Here is a 16,438-nt window from a genome sequence, read left to right as displayed (position 1 = left end):
AATCCGCGCCGATGATCTCCATGCGGACGGTGGACAAGCACTTCGGCTCGCTGCACGTTCTGCGGGACATCAACCTCGAAGTGCCCAAAGGGCAGGTCGTGATCGTGGTGGGACCGTCCGGATCCGGCAAGTCGACGCTGTGTCGCACCATCAACCGCCTCGAAACCATCGACTCCGGAACCATCGCCATCGACGGGGTGCAACTGCCCGACGAAGGCCGCGCCCTGGCCAAGCTGCGCGCCGATGTGGGGATGGTGTTCCAGTCCTTCAATCTGTTCGCGCACAAGACCATTCTCGAGAACGTCATGCTCGCGCCGGTCAAGGTGCGCGGCATCGACAAGGCCAAGGCCAAGACCAGCGCCATGGAGCTGCTCAACCGGGTCGGCATCGCCAACCAGGCCGACAAGTACCCGGCGCAGCTGTCCGGCGGGCAGCAGCAGCGCGTGGCGATCGCTCGCGCGCTGGCCATGAATCCCAAGGTCATGCTGTTCGACGAGCCGACCTCCGCGCTGGATCCGGAGATGGTGTCCGAGGTCCTCGAGGTCATGGTGCAGCTGGCCAAGGACGGCATGACCATGGTCGTGGTCACCCACGAGATGGGCTTCGCGCGCAAGGCCGGCAATCGCGTGCTGTTCATGGCGGACGGGCAGATCGTCGAGGACACCGACCCCGAGAAATTCTTCACCGCACCCGAATCCGATCGCGCCAAGGACTTCCTGGGCAAGATCCTCAGCCACTGACCGAGCAGTACCGAGAGACGTTTCACCGAGAGAAGAGGACTCGCGATGAGGTTCACACACACGCTCAAGGTCGCGGCCGGCGCACTCGCGCTCGCGGTCGTCGCCAGCGGCTGTGGCGGCGGCAGTGACAAGACCGCCAGCGAGAACGCCGCCGACGGCAAGCTGACCATCGGCATCAAGTACGACCAGCCGGGTCTGGGGCTGCAGAACAAGGACGGCTCGTTCAGCGGCCTGGACGTGGACGTGGCGACCTACGTCGCGGACAAGATGGGCGTCAAGGCCGAGGACATCAAGTTCGTGGAGGCCCCGTCCCCGCAGCGTGAGACGCTGATCGAGAACGGGCAGGTCGACTTCGTCGTCGCGACCTATTCGATCAACGACAAGCGCAAGGAGAAGGTCGACTTCGCGGGACCGTATTTCATTACGGGACAGTCGTTCCTGGTGCGCTCGGACAACACCGACATCACCGGGCCGGACAGCCTCAAGGGCAAGAAGGTGTGCTCGGTCAAGGGGTCGACCCCGGCCCAGAACATCGAGAAGAACTACCCCGAGACCCAGCTGCAGACCTACGACACGTACTCGCTGTGCCTCGAGGGCCTCAAGGGCAAGGCCGTGGACGCGGTCACCACCGACGCGGTGATCCTGGCCGGTTACGCGGCGCAGCAGCCGGGTGTGTTCAAGGTCGTCGGGCAGCCCTTCACCACCGAGAAGTACGGCATCGGCGTGAAGAAGGGCGACACCGAGTCGCGCAACAAGATCAATGACGCCATCGAGGCCATGATCACCAGCGGCGCCTGGAAGAGCGCGGTGGAGAAGAACTTCGCGGGCGTCGGCTTCGAGGTCCCCGCCCCGCCGACGGTCGACCGCTACTGAGTTGATGGCGCGTGCCGGGCGGTTCTTCCGAATCCGCCCGGCACGCTTCGCATTTCGATCGGAGGGACGCGACAGCCGTGTTCGACTTGATCTCCCGGTACGACACCCAGCTGTACGACGCGTTCTGGGTGACCATCAAACTGACGCTGTACTCGGCGCTCGGCGCGCTGATCCTGGGCACCCTGGTGGCCGGCATGCGGGTCTCGCCGGTGCCGATCGCGCGCTGGGTCGGCACGGCGTACGTCAACATCTTCCGCAATACGCCGCTGACCGTGATCATCGTGTTCTGCTCGCTCGGCCTGTACACGACGCTGCAGATCAAACTGGCGCCGGACGGCCCGAACGACCTCATGGAGAACAACTTCCGGTACGCGGTGCTCGGATTGAGCGTGTACACGGCGGCTTTCGTGTGTGAGTCGCTGCGCTCGGGCATCAACACCGTGCCGCTGGGGCAGTCCGAGGCGGGCCGCTCGCTGGGGCTGACGTTCTTCCAGAATCTGCGTCTCGTGGTGCTGCCGCAGGCTTTTCGCGCGGTGATCGCGCCGCTGGGTAGCGTGTTCATCGCGTTGACCAAGAACTCCACCGTCGCCTCGGTGATCGGTGTCACCGAGGCCGCGCTGCTGATGGACGACATGATCGAGGTCGAGGCCGCGCCGCTGCTGGTCGGCGCGATCTTCGCCTTCGGCTTCGTGCTGCTCACCCTGCCCGCCGGGCTGCTGTTCGGCTGGCTGGCCAAACGATACGAGGTGGCACGATGACGTCGGCTTCGGTCCTGTACGACGCGCCCGGTCCCAAGGCGCGCCTGCGCTACCGGCTGTACTCGGTGGTCGTGATCGCGCTGGTGCTCGCGGCGGGCTGGTTCGTCTACAGCGGGCTCGCGGAGAAGGATCAGTTCACCGCGGAGAAGTGGAAGCCGTTCCTGGAGGGGCAGGTCTGGACGACCTACCTGCTGCCGGGTTTGCAGGGCACGATCGTGGCCGCGGTGCTCTCGATCACCCTCGCGCTGCTGATCGGCATGACCTTCGGCATCCTGCGACTGTCCGACCACCGGGTGGTGCGCTGGATCGCGGGCGCCGTGGTGGAGGTGTCGCGGGCGATTCCGGTGCTGATACTGATGATCTTCCTGTTCGCGATCTACTCCGAGTACAACGTCTTCCCGTCCGATCAGCTGGCGCTGGCGGCGGTGGTGACGGCGCTGACCATCTACAACGGTTCGGTCATCGCCGAGATCGTGCGCTCGGGCATCCGCTCGCTGCCGCGCGGTCAGGGTGAGGCCGCGGTCGCGCTCGGTATGCGCAAGGGCCAGCTCATGCGGCTGGTGCTGCTGCCGCAGGCGATCACCGCCATGCTGCCCGCGCTGGTGTCGCAGATGGTGGTGGCGCTCAAGGATTCCGCGCTGGGGTACGCGATCACCTACCCCGAGGTGGTGCGGGCGGGCAAACGCCTGGGCGCGGCGGAGCAGAACACCATTCCCGCGCTGCTGGTGGTGGCGGCGCTGATGATCGCGCTCAACTACGCGCTGTCCGTGGCGGCCACCCGCCTGGAGAAGTGGCTGCGCACGCGCAAGCGGGGCAGCGCGGTGGTGTCGGCCGACGCCAATATCGCCGACGCGACCCCCGGCATGGATCTGACCGGCGGCAAGAAGTAGTCACCCGCCCGTAGATACGACCGTGACCGGCCCCGGAGGTTCCACCTCCGGGGCCGTTTCGCTGTCCGATTCCGCCCGATCCGGTTCCGCCGGGCCGAGTCGTTACGTCCAATGTCACTGGAGAGCAGGACAATCGGCGCTCCCGGCTCCCATACTGAATCTCATGAGCGACCATGACCGCGCGCGCAGGCAGCTGTACCTCGGCCTGATAGTGGCCGCGGTCATCGCCCCCCTCGCCGCCCTCTGCGCGGCCCTGGCCGCCGCGATCGGCGCCCGCCTGGTGGAGGATGCCCGAAACCACCTGTCCGCCGCCGAATCTCCCCCCAGACGCCCCGATTCCCCCGCCCGCCTCCCCACCCCGCGCCCCGCCGGCCGCACCGACCACCGCCGCCCCCGCCGCGCCCCCACCCGCCACACCGGCCGAATCCTGCACTGAATCAATCGGTTCCGTACCCGGTCCGGGTGCGTCCCGACCACGCGGCCGCGTCGAGTTCAGAGTTCCCAACAGCAGGCCAGGTCGTACGCCCGCGCCAACTCCCCCGCCCATTCTCGGTCGCAGTCCCGTTCGAAGGCCCGAAACAGCCGGTCCCGCACGGCACCCCGGCCGAAACCCTCGATCAGGTTCGCGCCGATCCGGCCATCGGCGATGTCCGACACGAGCAGCGCGAGGTGCCGGTCGGCGGCTTCGGTGTCGTGGGACGACCACTCCCGCAGAAAACGGTTCGTGTCGACGACGGCCCGCGCGAGGGAGCCGAGGAATTCACCCGTGCCGGTGAAAGCGCCCAACTCGGCCGGGAACTCGGCAAGCAACGCCCGCCACACCGCGTTCAGGTAGTCCGCCACCGCTCGCTGCTCCACGGGCGGCCAGGTCAGCCACTCGTTGCGGTCGAGCAGGCCGAGTACCAGGTCCGCATCGAGTTCGGTGGTGGTGACCAAGCGGCCCAGGAACATCGGCAGCAGGGCCTTCACGTCGGCGCGATCGCCGACGGTGTTGCCGAGCTTGATCAACAGCCAGAAGAGGTCCACCCGGTCGACGTGAACCGGCGGGCCGCAGTGGGGGCAGCGGTCGAGGACCGGGCGGCGGGGATAGGTGTCGAACGCGGAGGACACGGCCGTGAGCGCCGTTTCGAGGTCCGTGTTCACCGTCCGATCATCGCATCGGGCGACGGCGGAGAGCGGGAACGGGTTTCGGGGAGATGAGACGCCTCGTGTGCGAAAAGTTTGCTGAATCGTTCTCTCGGGGCGTGTCTATCGCCGGACTCCGCCGATTCGATTGACGAACTCGCCTATCATCACCGTGCGGTTTTGTTGTATAAGTGCTTTTCAAGGCTAGTTTCATCGCTTTAATCGGCGGGCGTGACAGGTGCCACTCGAGGCTAACAGCGGTTCGAATGCTGCCGGTTTACCGTCTGAACTCATTCGTCTAGTCGGGAGGTTGCGATGTTCGGTGGGAAGAAGGTTGTGGTGGTAGCGGCTGTCGCGGCGGCGGGGCTGGCGATGGCCGGATGTTCGACGAAGGACGACGCCGAGGCCGATGCCGGGACGCCGAGTGCACCGGCCACGACGGTCACGACGGTCACCCCGACGCCCGGGCCCGCGAACGAGAGCGACGACCCGGGCGAACAGGGTGGGGGCGTGCGGATTCCACTGGGCGACACCCAGCGGGTCGCGGTGCCGGCGGACGCGGTGCTCGACATCAAGGGCAAGGCGAAGTGGGAGCCCGCCTGGGTGCAGTGCACGGTCGTCGATTCCGCGGGTAGCCCGGTCGAACTGCTGCCGCCCCCGGCCGACGCCGAACCCGAATCCGCCGCCCACGGCGGCACCTACCTGCCGTTCTATACGATCGCCGCGCCCGCGAGCGTGCCCGGCGGCGGCGTCGACGTCACCTGCGTCGGCGTCGACGGGAACCTGGGGCCCACCGATTTCGTCCGGGTGGTGCCGCGCGGGGTGATGCCCGCGCCCGCCAACTGATCCGGCGCACCCGCGCCGATGCGGCCTCGCCGATACCCGGCGAAGCCGCATCCGTTGGGCCGCAACACCACCGCCGTCCGGTGTCGCGGCGGACAGCACCCGAGCGCCGATACCCGGGCGGGAAAGCCGAGGCGAGAACGCCGGGTCGCGGCATATTCGCCGCGACCCAGCCGCTCCCGCAGCACAGCCTCGAGCCAGGCCTTCCGCGGTGGCTGGAACCACCGGCGCGGGGGTCACGCCGCGAGCGCCGCGGCGATCTTCTGGGACATCGCGACCACCGCCGGGGCGGTCTCGCCCTTCTTCGGCTGCGACGCGGCCGCCACCGCGACCATGACCGTGTCGCGGAAGTTGGCCGCCTCGCCCGGGTACTGGTCGAGCAGCCGCACGGTCGCAGTCAGGCTCGGCAGGACCTGCTCGGCGATGTCGGCGACCGACTTGCCGGACAGGTGGATGTCGTTGGACTTGCCGGAAAGCACGTGCCCGACCAGACCCGTCGCGGACAGCAGTGCGATGGAGCCGCGGGAGACGCTCTTGGCGGGCGCGCCGGCGGCGGCCAGCAGGGTGACCGCGCCGTAGGCGGCGGTGCGCAGGACGCTCTGGTTCTCGGCGGTCAGGGCGACGGTGGTGTTCGACATGGTGTACTCCTCGATTGTTGTTCGCTGCCCGGGTGTTTCGGTTCCCGGCCCGCTCGCTTCGTTGATGTACACACTTTGTCCGGCCCGGCTGACACCGCGCTGACAGCCGCCTGACAGGTCCGCTGACACGGAAATGGCACGCGCAGGACGGTGCGATCGATCGGCGCGCCGCCGCGCACACGTCGTCGAAAGGACCGTGCCGGTGCGCTATTCCTCGGAATCGTCGCCGGGCGCGGCGAAGGTGAAGCCTTCCAGTTCGGCTTTGACGACCGTGTAGGCCGTGCCGGGGTTGTAACCGCGCCGGGCCAGCATGCCGACCAGGCGGCGGATCGCCTTCTCGCGGTCGAGAGACGCGGGCAGGGAACGAAGTTTGCGCCGGACCAGTTCGGCAGCGCGCTCGGTTTCGTCGTCGGAACTGATCGCCGAGAGCGCTTCCTGCGCCTGCTCCTCGTCGATGCCCTTGCGCCGCAACTCCAGCGCGAGGGCCTTCTTGCCCCTACCCGAGAAGGTGTGCCGCGAGTACACCCACTCCTGCGCGAAGGCGGCGTCGTCGATCAGCCCGACCTCGGTGAGCCGGTCGAGGGCGCGATTCGCGACCTCGACGCTGAACCCCTTGGTGGCCAGTCGATCCGCCAGCTCGGACCGGCTGCGCGCCCGATCGGTCAGCAGCCGCAGGCACGCGTCCTTGGCCGCGACCTCGGTGCCCCCGTCCGGCAACGGCTCCCCCGGCATCCGCCGGGCCCGCCGCGACCGCCCACCCGCGCGCGACTCGTCATCGTCCCGTCCTCCGGCCGAATCCTCGCGGCCCCGGCGGCCCCCGCGCCGACGTCGCCCACGATCTTCGCGCTCGAACGCGTCCGTGTCCGCCGCACCGTACGACCGACCATCCCGCACGTCGTCAGCGCCGAACTCCCGCGCGCCAGATAGCTCATCGTCACCGCGCGAGCGACGACCGCCGCCCGGCCGGCCATCATCCGACGACGCGTCGTCACCCGACCACGAATCCGCCTCGGTCACACCGCCTTGCGAATGCTCGTGTGCTCGCGAACGCCTCGTGCGGCGAGCGGCTTCACCGTCCGCCGGTTCGTAGTCGGCCGTCCGGCGATCCGCACCGGGAGCCGTCGCGTCTCCGAGACGAGACGACCGCTTCTTCGCCGACTCCGCACTACCCGATTCGTCCGCCGGGCCGGTGCCGCGGCGGAGCAGGCCCGCGCGCAACAAATCTTCGATGCGGGGTGGCTCACCGGAGTCCTCGGGTGCGGGACGCGAGCGGCGGGCACGACGGGGCGAGCTCGCGGAATCCCGGGCATCGGCGTCGGGATACGTTGCCGCCGAGTGATTTTCGGGGCGGAGCCGGTCGACGTCGCCTGGGGCGGGCGGCGCTTCCTCTCGCTGCCCGTTCGGCCGACGCCGACCGGAGTATTCGGGGCTGCGCGGGTCTGCTGTGCGCTGCGCCGCGGCATTCCGCGCGCCCGCGCCGAGGTCGTTCCGGCCATCCGGCTCGGTGCGGATCCCGGCGTCGGGCTCGGACGGTGCGGCCCAGGGATCTTCGCGAGTGCCGGTCCGGTCCCAGGAATCGTCGGTGGTGACGCCCTGCCAGGCGGCGTCGTCGACCGGCGGGGGCGCGCCCCACGGATCGGCGCCGGCGGGCGGGGCGGCGTTCTCCCAGTCCGAGATATGGCGGGAATTGGTTGCCACGCGGGCGGATTCGTCGGCGGCCGCGCCGGAATCCCAGTTACCCGCGGCGCCGCCTTCATCCCAGCGGCTGGTGGGAGCCCACGGATCGGCGGTGCGGGAACCGCCGCGCGAACGTGACTTTCGGGACTTCGAGTTCTCGAACTGGCGCCGGAGGTTCTCTACCGCGTCCAGGCGCGAACCATCGGGCCCCGGCGGAAGCTGCCGGGGCCCGGTGGCGGGACGTTCATCGGGCACGAAGGCCTAGAAGTCAGCGGGGGCCGCCGCCGCTTCCGCGGTGACATCGGCGCCGATGCCGAGCTTCTCCTTGATCTTCTTCTCGATCTCGTCGCGCACGTCGTTGTTCTCGAGCAGGAACTTGCGGGCGTTCTCCTTGCCCTGGCCGAGCTGGTCGCCCTCGTAGGTGTACCAGGAGCCGGACTTGCGGATGAAGCCGTGCTCGACACCCATGTCGATGATCGAGCCCTCCTTGGAGATGCCCGCACCGTAGAGGATGTCGAACTCGGCCTGCTTGAACGGCGGGCTGACCTTGTTCTTGACGACCTTGACGCGGGTGCGGTTGCCGACCGCGTCGGAACCGTCCTTGAGGGTCTCGATGCGGCGCACGTCCAGGCGGACCGAGGCGTAGAACTTCAGCGCCTTACCACCGGTCGTGGTCTCGGGGGAGCCGAACATCACGCCGATCTTCTCGCGCAGCTGGTTGATGAAGATGGCGGTGGTGCCCGAGTTGTTCAGCGCGCCCGTCATCTTGCGCAGCGCCTGGCTCATGAGGCGGGCCTGCAGACCGACGTGGCTGTCACCCATCTCGCCCTCGATTTCCGCGCGCGGCACCAGGGCGGCGACGGAGTCGATGACGATGATGTCGATGGCGCCGGAACGCACCAGCATGTCGGCGATTTCGAGCGCCTGCTCACCGGTGTCGGGCTGGGAGACCAGCAGCGCGTCGGTGTCGACGCCGAGCTTGCGGGCGTAGTCGGGATCGAGCGCGTGCTCGGCGTCGATGAACGCCGCCACACCGCCCTGGGCCTGCGCGTTGGCTACCGCGTGCAGCGCGACCGTGGTCTTACCGGAGGATTCCGGACCGTAGATCTCGACGACACGGCCACGCGGCAGACCGCCGATGCCGAGCGCGACGTCCAGCGAGATGGAGCCGGTCGGAATCACCGCGATGGGCTGACGGGACTCCTCGCCCAGGCGCATGACCGCGCCCTTGCCGAAGCCCTTCTCGATCTGCGCGAGCGCCAGCTCGAGTGCCTTGTCGCGATCGAATGCCTGTGGTGCCATCGTCCGGTCCCCTTTTCGACGGGTGAGTCTCAATCTGTGGTTGGCGCCCACGTTAGAGGGCGGCACCGACAAGTTCCGACGACAGCTTAAACGAACACCTGTTCGAGGCAAACACCACGCCACGCGACACGCGGGACCAATCCGCGCGCGAGCGGCCACCGGGCACAGCGATCACGCATGACTCCCCCGCGACCGTCCCGCACTCACGGCACCGGAGTGATCCGATCAGCGTCCAGCAGCGTCTGCGCCTGTTTGAACACCCGCAGCGCGGGCGTCACCTCCACGTCGGTGATGCCGGCCAGCGCGCCCAGCCGTTCGGTGAGATAGCGGTACAGGTGCGAGGTGTCCCGGCACACCAGCGCGGCGGTCAGATTGGTCGGCCCGGTGGTGGCAGCGACGTAGGTGACCTCGGGATGCGTGGCCAGGATCGCGCCCACCGCGGCCAGATCCGCCGGCCTGGTCCGCATCCACAGCGCCGCCCGCACCGCGAAACCCATACGCTCCAAGGCGAAGTCGAGGTCGAAGTACAGCACCCCGGCCTCGATCAGTTCGCTCATGCGCCGCGCCGCCCGGGGCGGGCTCCACCCGGTGGCCGCGGCCAGCTGCGCGTACGGCGCGCGGGCGTCGCGCCCGAGCACCGCCAGCATGGCCTCGTCCTCGGGTGAGAGGGCGATGGGCAACTCGTGCACGGCCCGATCCTGTACCGGGCGACGGGGTCCCAGCTCGCGCAGTTGATCGGCGTCGAACAACCGGCTGTAGCGCGGCCACTCCTCGTCGAGCGGGAAGTTGTGCAGCACTTCGTAGGCGAGCAGGCCGGTGACGTGTGGGGCGCGCGGAATCAATTGCAGCAGCAGCGCGTCGCGCCGCTGCGCCGACCGCGCCCGGCTCACGCACATCACCTCGGATCCGGTGGACAGCAGCGACACCCAGCTCAGATCGGGGATGCGCGCCAGCGACTCCCCCAGTCGCAGCGCGGCGTCCGGCATGGATCTGATGCGCATGATCCAGCGCGCGTGCCCGAGCGGCACCACGTTCACCTGCCCGGAGAGGTGGATGATTCCGCGCACGCGCAGCGACCGGTACCGCCGCGCCACCGTCTGCTCCGACACACCCAGGATCTCACCGAGTTTCGCGAACGGTATGCGCGCGTCCACGACCAGCGCGTGGACGATTCGTTTATCTAGATCATCGAAAATGACGGAATAGTGCGGTGTTTCGACCTCCACCGGAGGAATCTAACGATTTTCCGGCCACGAGTAGGACAAAACCGGCGCGAGTCACAGGCTGAGCGAACATAGTCGTTCGTTCTCCCGGAGGTTCCCGTGCGGAAATGGCTCCCGCTGTACGCCGCGTGCCTGGGCACGCTCATGCTGCTCATCGACGTCACCATCGTCAATGTCGCGCTCCCCGATATGACGGCCGATCTCGGCGCGGGCCTGTCCGGCCTGCAATGGATCGTGGACGGGTACGCGCTGGCCCTGGCGGCGCTGGTGCTGGCCATGGGCTCGATCTCGGACCGGATCGGCGCGAAGCCGGTCTACCTGGCCGGCCTCACCCTGTTCGCGATCGCGTCCCTGGCCTGCGGAATGGCCGGGGACACCGCGTTTCTCGTCGTCGCCCGGATCGCGCAGGGGGTGGGCGGCGCGGCCATGTTCGCCACCACCCTGGCCCTGTTGCACGCCACCTACACCGGCCGCGACCGCGGTATCGCCTTCGGCGCGTGGGGCGCGGTGGGCGGCGCGGCCGCCGCGCTGGGGGTGGTGCTCGGCGGCGTGCTCACCGACCTGCTGTCCTGGCGCTGGATCTTCTACGTCAACCTCCCGGTCGCGGCGCTCACCATCGTGTTGTCGGTACTGGCTTTCCCGGCCTCGCAACGGATTCCGGGCCGGGGGCTGGATCTGCCGGGCATGACGACCTTCACCGCCGCAGCGGCCGGCATCACCGTCGGCATCATTCGCGGCGGCGAGCACGGCTGGGCCGACGGCGGCACGCTGGCGGCGCTGCTGCTCGGCGGCGCGGCCCTGATCCTGTTCACGGCCGTCGAAGCCCGTTCCGCCGCACCGATGTTCCCGCTCGGCCTGTTGCGCAACCGGGTGCTGTCCGCGACGCTGCTCGGCGCGTCCGGGCAGACCTTCGCCGCGTTCGCCTCCGCCCCGCTGCTCTCGCTGTGGTTGCAGCAGCAGCTGAATCTGTCACCACTGCACACCGGTCTGGCGATGCTGCCGATGGCGATCACCGCGTTCGTGGTGGCCGGGGCGACGGGCCGGATCCTGCACGACGCCGCACCGGAGTGGACGATCGGCGCGGGCCTGATCGTGATCGGCGCGGGCGCGGGCCTGCTCACCCTGATCGGCCCCGAATCCTCGTGGACCGCACTGATTCCCGGATTCATGGTGATCGGCGCGGGCGCGGGGATCAACGCCCCGGCGCTGGTCGCGACGAGCATGGCGGCGGTTCCGGCGCGGCAGGCAGGCATCGCCGCGGGCGCGGTGAACACCGCCAGGCAACTGGGCCTGGCGCTGGGAGTCGCGGTGCTGGGCACCGTATTTCGCGGTACGGCCGGGGACGAGCGGCCGCTGCCGCGCGCGGAGTTCGTCTCCGGGCTCGATACCGCGCTGGTGGTGGCGGGAGCGGTCGGTGTCGGATTCGGCGCGGCGGCGTTCGCACTGCTGCGGCGCGCGGGGACCGCGGTGACCGCGCAACAGCCCGCACCGATCCCGGTCGATTGAGTCGGCGCGCCCGGCCGCAGCGGGGTACCGGGAACCTGAAAACCGCTGTGGCTCGGGCGCGACCGGAGCAGGGATGCTCATATCGATCATGATCCTCGGCGCGCCCGGACTCAACCGGTCGCGCGAAGTTACCGCAGGGGCAATTCCCACTCCGCGTCCGCTTCGGTGCGCGGGCCGAAGATCCGGCGCTCGGATTCCTCGATACGGGTGTCGTTGATGCTGGCCTCGCGGCGCGACATGAGCCCCTCGGGCGAGAACTCCCACAGTTCGTTGCCGTAGCTGCGCCACCACTGCCCGGCCTCGTCGTGCCATTCGTACTGGAATCGCACGGCGATGCGATTCTCGCGGAAGCCCCAGAGTTCCTTGCGCAGGGCGTAGCCGTTCTCGGTGGACCACTTGCGCTTCAGGAAGTCCACGATCTCGGCGCGGCCGGTCAGGAACTCCTCACGATTGCGCCACACCGAGTCCTCGGTATAGGCGCCGGCGACGGTTTCGGGGTCGCGGGTGTTCCAGGCGTTCTCGGCGGCCCGCACCTTGGCTGTGGCCGAATCCAGGTCGAAGGGTGGCAAAGGGGGTCGCATCACGCGTCCTGTCTCTCGAGCGGGAACCGGAAGAACTAACGGTCGTTCGTTGTTTGACAGGTTAGAAACTAAGGCCGCCGACAGGACCTCGTCAACCCCTGTGACGGTGATTACCGGTTAGAGTTCACCCGGTGGAAGGTGGTGTTCCCACGATGACGACCGCCCGCCCGTTACCCTCAGGCGTGCTCGTTCCCCGCCCGCATCTCGGCGAACCCCTCGCCCTGGACCTGCTGAACACCCGCTGGATATCCCCCGAGGGACCGCAGGACCTGCTGACCGATGTGGACGGCCTGCGCCAGTGGCTGGCCGAGAACGCCCTCACCGCGCCCGCCGACGAGCCCACCCTGCGCGCGCTGCTCACCGCCCGCGCGGCGATCGCCACCGCCATCGGCGACCACTCGTTCGACCCGCTGAACACCGTCCTGGACCACGGCCGCGTGCGCCGCAGGCTCACCCCCGACGGGCCCGCCGACCTGCCCGACGTCGGCCAGGCCCGCTGGCTGCCGGCCTGGCTCGCCGCCGACGATCTACTGCGGCTGTGGAGCCTGGCCCCCGAGCGCATCAAACAGTGCGCTCACCCCCAGTGCGTGCTGTATTTCTACGACACGTCCAAGAACGGCACCCGTCGCTGGCATTCCATGCTCACCTGCGGCAATCGCGCCAAGGCGACCCGGCACTACGCGAAGAAGACGCGCGCCGAGGAGTGATCAGCGGGTACTCACCAGCGCGAGCGCGGGACGTCGAATTCCGCGCACAGCGCCCGCCACACATCCCGCGGGTCGACACCCGATTCGATGGCGGCCGCGCCGGTGCGTCCCATCGACGGCAGCACATGGTCGATCAGCAGCGCGTCACCGCGCGCCGTGCCGAATTCGGTATGCAGGAGCTCCTGGAATTCCGTCAATCGCACGGCCGCGAGCCTACGCCACGGGCCGAATCGACCGCCGCGCACCGGGAGAGCGGGCCGGTAGGTGACCGTGCCGCGGGCGAACGACGCCGAGGTGCCGACCGTCCGCGCCGATCCCGATCACCCGCACGGGTCGAGCGCCCGAGCTGTCCTGCGATTCACGCGCGCGCGGCCGCGAGCACGTCGTGGCAGATTTGAACCGGATCGGACACCACCGCTATCCCCGCGGCGGCCGATTGCGCGGCGGCCCGGTAGGAGGGCTCGGCGAGCACGCGGGCGACCGCGTCCCGCACGGCGTCGGCGGTGAGCGGGCGAACCAGGATCGAACTGCCCCGGCGCGCAGCGCGATTGGCCAGTTCCCACTGATCTCCGCCGCCCGGGATGGTGACCAGCGGCACGCCGGCCAGCAGCGATTTGGCCAGCAGCCCGTGCCCGCCGCCGCCGATGACGACCGACGCGTGCTTCAGCAGTTCGTCCTGGCGGCCCAAACCCGCTGTGGCCCAGTCGGGTAGATCCGCGGGCGGGGTGTCCAGGGTGGACACCGCGACCCGGACGCCCGCGCCGTCCAGACCCGCCAGCACTGTCTCGACCATGTCCGCCACGCCGGTGTGCGCGGTCGACGGCGCGACCATCACCAGCGGCTCGTCGCCCGGCGGCAGCGCCAGCACATCCCGGGTCGGCTCCCACAGCAGCGGTCCGACCAGGTGCGCGTTGTCCGGCCAGTCCGGGCGCGGCACCTCGAGCGCGGGCAGCGTCGCCACGAGCCGTGCCGTCGGCCCCGGATCCTGTGCCGGCAGACCGACACCGGCGCGCGCGAGGCCGCGCTGGGTCTCCCCGCGGCGGATATCGCGGGCGGTCAGCGTGCGCAGCACCGAGTCGCGCGCCCGGCCCCGCACGCCCTCGCCCGCGGCGAGCCCGCTGCCGATCGGCGGCAGCCCCTTGGACGGCAGATACAGCGGATGCGGCGAGAGCTCGAGCCACGGCAGGCCGAGCCGTTCGGCCGCCATGCCGCCCCCGGCGGTCAGCACGTCCGAGACCACCAGCTCGGGCAGCATGGCACTGAGATCGGGCAGGATCTCGGTCGAGATGTGCGCGGCGCGTTCGTGAATCCGCGCGCCCGCGTCGGCGTCGTCGTCCCCGGCGCGGGGCGCCAGGCCCTTGAGCCTGCGCACCCCGATCCCGGAGTCGCGCGCCGCGTCGAACCAGCGCGGGCTGGTGAACAGCACCGGCTCGTCGCCCGCCGCCAGCAACCGGACGCACAGGGCGATCGCCGGAAAGGCATGTCCGGGATCCGGCCCGGCCACCACTGCTACTCGCACGCGCCCAGGGTGTCATATCCCGCCGGGAACGGCGGCACCAACACCGCCGATGTCGCCCCGCCGGGAATCGCTTCAGCCGAAGTTGTAGAGCTCGAAGGCCACCGCGCGGGCGGCCGGGAAGCCCTCCTTCGGACCGGAGGTCATGTCCAGCACCGCGCGGGCCTGGTCGGCGACCGGTTCGTCGCTCAGCGCCGCGAGGTACCGGTGATGGCAGGTCAGCGACTCGACGGCCTGCTCGATATGGTCGGTGACGTCCACCGCGTGGCTGCCGTCGGCGACCCCGGCCACCGCCGCCCAGCGCGGGGAATGCCTGGGCAGATCGGCGATTTCGGGGAAGATCCACTCGTTGCCCGCGTCCGAGACCGCGTCCAGGGCGGCGCGGCCGACGGCGCGATGGTCGGCGCTGTTGGCGTAGCCGCGCGCCCAGATGTCCCCGAAGTTGAACAGCACCACCAGTTCCGGCCGGTGCCTGCGGATCGCCGCGGCCAGATCCCTTCGGAGTTCCAGGCTTTCGACCACCCGTCCGTCCGGGTAGCCGAGGAACTCCACGACGCTCACCCCGACCACCTCGGCGCTCGCGCGTTCCTCGTCCTCGCGCAGCGGCCCCGATTCGGCGGGCGGCAACCCCGCGATGCCCGCCTCGCCACTGGTGACGAGCAGGTAGCGCACGTCCTTGCCCTGCGCGGTCCAGCGGGCGACCGCCGCGGCGGCGCCGTATTCGATGTCATCGGGGTGCGCGACGATGACCAGGCCGCGCTGCCAATCCTCGGGAAGCTGTTCCATACCTGAATTCAACCGCCGTCCGGTCGCATACGCACACTCCTTCGGCGCACGGCGCGTTCACAGCTGGGACAGCACGTCGTCGAAGGCGGCTTCGGCCGCGCCGAGCAGCTTGAGATCGGGCCCCAGCCCGGACTTCTCGATCCGCACCCCGCCGATCGCGCGGCTGACCATGCTGCGCGCGCGAACCTGCTCGCCGACCCGCGTCACCGCCGCGTCCGGCAGCGCGGTGAACAGATCGCCCAGCACCACCAGCTCCGGACCCAGGATATTGACGACGTTGACCAGTCCGAGGGTGAGCCAGTCCAGGTAGTCGCGCAGCGCCGGTTCCCAATCACCCCGCAGCGCACGGAGTTCGGCGACGATCACCCCGCGCGGGCCGTAGCCGGGCAAGCCCAGCGCCCGGCACAGCGCCGCCTCGCCGACCTCGGTCTCCCAGCACCCGGTATTGCCGCAGTGGCACGGGCGGCCGTCGGGGCGCACGCTCATGTGACCGATCTCGCCCAGATACCCGGCGGCGCCGCGCAACAGCGCGCCCTGTGCGATGAGCCCGCCGCCGACCCCGACATCGGCGGCGACGAACACGGTGTCGTTCGCGCCGCGACCGGCGCCGCGAACGTGTTCGGCCAGCGCACCGAACTCGGCGTCGTTGCCCACCACGACGGGCAGGTCCAGAACGGTGGTCAGGCGCCGGCCCAGGGCCACCTCGGACCAGCCCAGCGCGACCGCCGTGTGCACGAGCCCGTCGGCGCGGCGCACCACCCCCGGCACCGAAACACCCACCGCCCGAGGCGAAATCCCGAGATCGCCGGTGAGCAGCGCGGCCGACTCGGCGATGTGGGTGATGAGTTCCTCGGGTTCGCGCTGGCGACCGTGCAGATTCCAGCTGTTGCGGGCCAGGATCTGCCCGCCGAACCCGATCACCGCGATACCCGCCCGCTCGGCCTGCACGTCCACCGCCAGCACCGCGGCCGCGTGCGGTTGCGGGAGCACCAGCAGCGACGGACGGCCCGCCCCGCGCGCCAGGCGCGGCACCCGCTCCTCCACGAACCCGCCCTCGGCGAGCCCGTCGACCAGCATCTTGATCGTGGACCGGTTCAGTCCCAGGGCGGCGGCCAGCGCCGCGCGCGTGGCCGGGCCCCCGGTGTGCAGCAGGCGCAGGAGGCTCGACCGGTTGAAGCGGCGCACCTCGTCCGGTCGGGCGACGGTCATGGAGAAAGCAATACCACTACCGCGCGGGCCGCGACGGCACCGCCCGGTTCGGGTACGCCCGCCC

The 16,438-nt window shown here is 69.8% G+C and carries 18 protein-coding genes; 8 read left to right on the top strand and 10 right to left on the bottom strand.

Annotated elements, in window-relative coordinates; translation table 11 throughout:
• The first annotated feature begins 11 nt into the window (after positions 1-11).
• The 5 genes from ACWIGI_RS21025 (at position 12) to ACWIGI_RS21005 (ending at position 3,697) form a co-directional block, all read left to right on the top strand.
• Positions 12-740: an amino acid ABC transporter ATP-binding protein gene (locus ACWIGI_RS21025; RefSeq protein ID WP_454204164.1), complete on the top strand. Its 729-nt coding sequence runs from the start codon at positions 12-14 to the stop codon at positions 738-740.
• A 45-nt stretch (positions 741-785) separates the two neighbouring features.
• A complete protein-coding gene (locus ACWIGI_RS21020) occupies positions 786-1,613 on the top strand; it encodes a glutamate ABC transporter substrate-binding protein (protein WP_454204098.1) in 828 nt (275 codons plus the stop codon).
• 77 nt (positions 1,614-1,690) lie between these two features.
• On the top strand, positions 1,691-2,371 hold the full coding sequence (locus ACWIGI_RS21015) for an amino acid ABC transporter permease (protein ID WP_454204097.1): 681 nt from the start codon (positions 1,691-1,693) through the stop codon (positions 2,369-2,371).
• Positions 2,368-3,261 (top strand): amino acid ABC transporter permease, encoded by an 894-nt coding sequence (locus ACWIGI_RS21010; protein ID WP_454204096.1) that lies wholly within the window; start codon positions 2,368-2,370, stop codon positions 3,259-3,261. Before ACWIGI_RS21015 ends, ACWIGI_RS21010 begins: the two co-directional genes overlap by 4 nt.
• Positions 3,262-3,424: 163 nt before the next feature.
• On the top strand, positions 3,425-3,697 hold the full coding sequence (locus tag ACWIGI_RS21005; protein ID WP_454204095.1) for a hypothetical protein: 273 nt from the start codon (positions 3,425-3,427) through the stop codon (positions 3,695-3,697).
• A 56-nt stretch (positions 3,698-3,753) separates the two neighbouring features.
• Here the strand turns inward: ACWIGI_RS21005 and ACWIGI_RS21000 are convergent, their stop codons facing one another.
• Complete coding sequence (locus ACWIGI_RS21000; protein ID WP_454204094.1) at positions 3,754-4,404, bottom strand: hypothetical protein; 651 nt, start codon at positions 4,402-4,404, stop codon at positions 3,754-3,756.
• A 321-nt stretch (positions 4,405-4,725) separates the two neighbouring features.
• On the opposite strand from ACWIGI_RS21000, the gene ACWIGI_RS20995 reads away from it, so the two are divergent.
• Complete coding sequence (locus tag ACWIGI_RS20995; RefSeq protein ID WP_454204093.1) at positions 4,726-5,232, top strand: hypothetical protein; 507 nt, start codon at positions 4,726-4,728, stop codon at positions 5,230-5,232.
• A gap of 233 nt (positions 5,233-5,465) precedes the next feature.
• Here ACWIGI_RS20995 and ACWIGI_RS20990 read toward each other — a convergent pair whose 3' ends face one another.
• From ACWIGI_RS20990 to ACWIGI_RS20975, 4 genes are all read right to left on the bottom strand, one after another.
• A complete protein-coding gene (locus tag ACWIGI_RS20990) occupies positions 5,466-5,867 on the bottom strand; it encodes a hypothetical protein (protein WP_454204092.1) in 402 nt (133 codons plus the stop codon).
• A gap of 207 nt (positions 5,868-6,074) precedes the next feature.
• Positions 6,075-6,761 (bottom strand): recombination regulator RecX, encoded by a 687-nt coding sequence (gene recX / locus ACWIGI_RS20985; protein ID WP_454204163.1) that lies wholly within the window; start codon positions 6,759-6,761, stop codon positions 6,075-6,077.
• A 1,044-nt stretch (positions 6,762-7,805) separates the two neighbouring features.
• Entirely contained in the window at positions 7,806-8,846 is a 1,041-nt protein-coding gene (gene recA, locus ACWIGI_RS20980; protein WP_454204091.1) for a recombinase RecA, read from the bottom strand.
• A 203-nt stretch (positions 8,847-9,049) separates the two neighbouring features.
• On the bottom strand, positions 9,050-10,072 hold the full coding sequence (locus ACWIGI_RS20975) for an Lrp/AsnC family transcriptional regulator (protein ID WP_454204090.1): 1,023 nt from the start codon (positions 10,070-10,072) through the stop codon (positions 9,050-9,052).
• A 96-nt stretch (positions 10,073-10,168) separates the two neighbouring features.
• Here ACWIGI_RS20975 and ACWIGI_RS20970 point away from each other — a divergent pair, with 96 nt between their 5' ends.
• A complete protein-coding gene (locus ACWIGI_RS20970; protein WP_454204089.1) occupies positions 10,169-11,575 on the top strand; it encodes an MFS transporter in 1,407 nt (468 codons plus the stop codon).
• A gap of 128 nt (positions 11,576-11,703) precedes the next feature.
• Here ACWIGI_RS20970 and ACWIGI_RS20965 read toward each other — a convergent pair whose 3' ends face one another.
• Positions 11,704-12,159, bottom strand: coding sequence for a nuclear transport factor 2 family protein (locus ACWIGI_RS20965; RefSeq protein WP_454204088.1), 456 nt, complete (start codon positions 12,157-12,159; stop codon positions 11,704-11,706).
• A 149-nt stretch (positions 12,160-12,308) separates the two neighbouring features.
• Between ACWIGI_RS20965 and ACWIGI_RS20960 the strand changes: the two genes are divergently transcribed.
• Positions 12,309-12,863 (top strand): CGNR zinc finger domain-containing protein, encoded by a 555-nt coding sequence (locus tag ACWIGI_RS20960; RefSeq protein WP_454204087.1) that lies wholly within the window; start codon positions 12,309-12,311, stop codon positions 12,861-12,863.
• 11 nt (positions 12,864-12,874) lie between these two features.
• Here ACWIGI_RS20960 and ACWIGI_RS20955 read toward each other — a convergent pair whose 3' ends face one another.
• The 4 genes from ACWIGI_RS20955 to ACWIGI_RS20940 all read right to left on the bottom strand — a co-directional run bounded on the left by ACWIGI_RS20955 (position 12,875) and on the right by ACWIGI_RS20940 (position 16,374).
• Positions 12,875-13,066, bottom strand: coding sequence for a DUF3046 domain-containing protein (locus ACWIGI_RS20955; protein ID WP_454204086.1), 192 nt, complete (start codon positions 13,064-13,066; stop codon positions 12,875-12,877).
• 155 nt (positions 13,067-13,221) lie between these two features.
• On the bottom strand, positions 13,222-14,382 hold the full coding sequence (locus ACWIGI_RS20950) for a glycosyltransferase (protein ID WP_454204085.1): 1,161 nt from the start codon (positions 14,380-14,382) through the stop codon (positions 13,222-13,224).
• 72 nt (positions 14,383-14,454) lie between these two features.
• Positions 14,455-15,165: a PIG-L deacetylase family protein gene (locus tag ACWIGI_RS20945; RefSeq protein ID WP_454204084.1), complete on the bottom strand. Its 711-nt coding sequence runs from the start codon at positions 15,163-15,165 to the stop codon at positions 14,455-14,457.
• A gap of 57 nt (positions 15,166-15,222) precedes the next feature.
• Complete coding sequence (locus tag ACWIGI_RS20940; protein WP_454204083.1) at positions 15,223-16,374, bottom strand: ROK family protein; 1,152 nt, start codon at positions 16,372-16,374, stop codon at positions 15,223-15,225.
• Positions 16,375-16,438: the final 64 nt, after the last annotated feature.

The organism is Nocardia sp. NPDC055321, assembly GCF_053645575.1.
Note: the sequence above shows the minus strand (reverse complement) of the source record. Positions and strands in the feature narration are given on the sequence as shown.

Excerpts from the sequence above, each read along its gene's own strand:
- ACWIGI_RS20960 (WP_454204087.1), top strand. The coding sequence starts at position 12,309 with ATGACGACCGCCCGCCCGTTACCCTCAGGCGTGCTCGTTCCCCGCCCG.
- ACWIGI_RS20940 (WP_454204083.1), bottom strand. The coding sequence starts at position 16,374 with ATGACCGTCGCCCGACCGGACGAGGTGCGCCGCTTCAACCGGTCGAGC.
- ACWIGI_RS21010 (WP_454204096.1), top strand. The coding sequence starts at position 2,368 with ATGACGTCGGCTTCGGTCCTGTACGACGCGCCCGGTCCCAAGGCGCGC.
- ACWIGI_RS21020 (WP_454204098.1), top strand. The coding sequence starts at position 786 with ATGAGGTTCACACACACGCTCAAGGTCGCGGCCGGCGCACTCGCGCTC.
- ACWIGI_RS20990 (WP_454204092.1), bottom strand. The coding sequence starts at position 5,867 with ATGTCGAACACCACCGTCGCCCTGACCGCCGAGAACCAGAGCGTCCTG.
- recA (WP_454204091.1), bottom strand. The coding sequence starts at position 8,846 with ATGGCACCACAGGCATTCGATCGCGACAAGGCACTCGAGCTGGCGCTC.
- ACWIGI_RS20945 (WP_454204084.1), bottom strand. The coding sequence starts at position 15,165 with ATGGAACAGCTTCCCGAGGATTGGCAGCGCGGCCTGGTCATCGTCGCG.
- ACWIGI_RS21005 (WP_454204095.1), top strand. The coding sequence starts at position 3,425 with ATGAGCGACCATGACCGCGCGCGCAGGCAGCTGTACCTCGGCCTGATA.
- ACWIGI_RS21025 (WP_454204164.1), top strand. The coding sequence starts at position 12 with ATGATCTCCATGCGGACGGTGGACAAGCACTTCGGCTCGCTGCACGTT.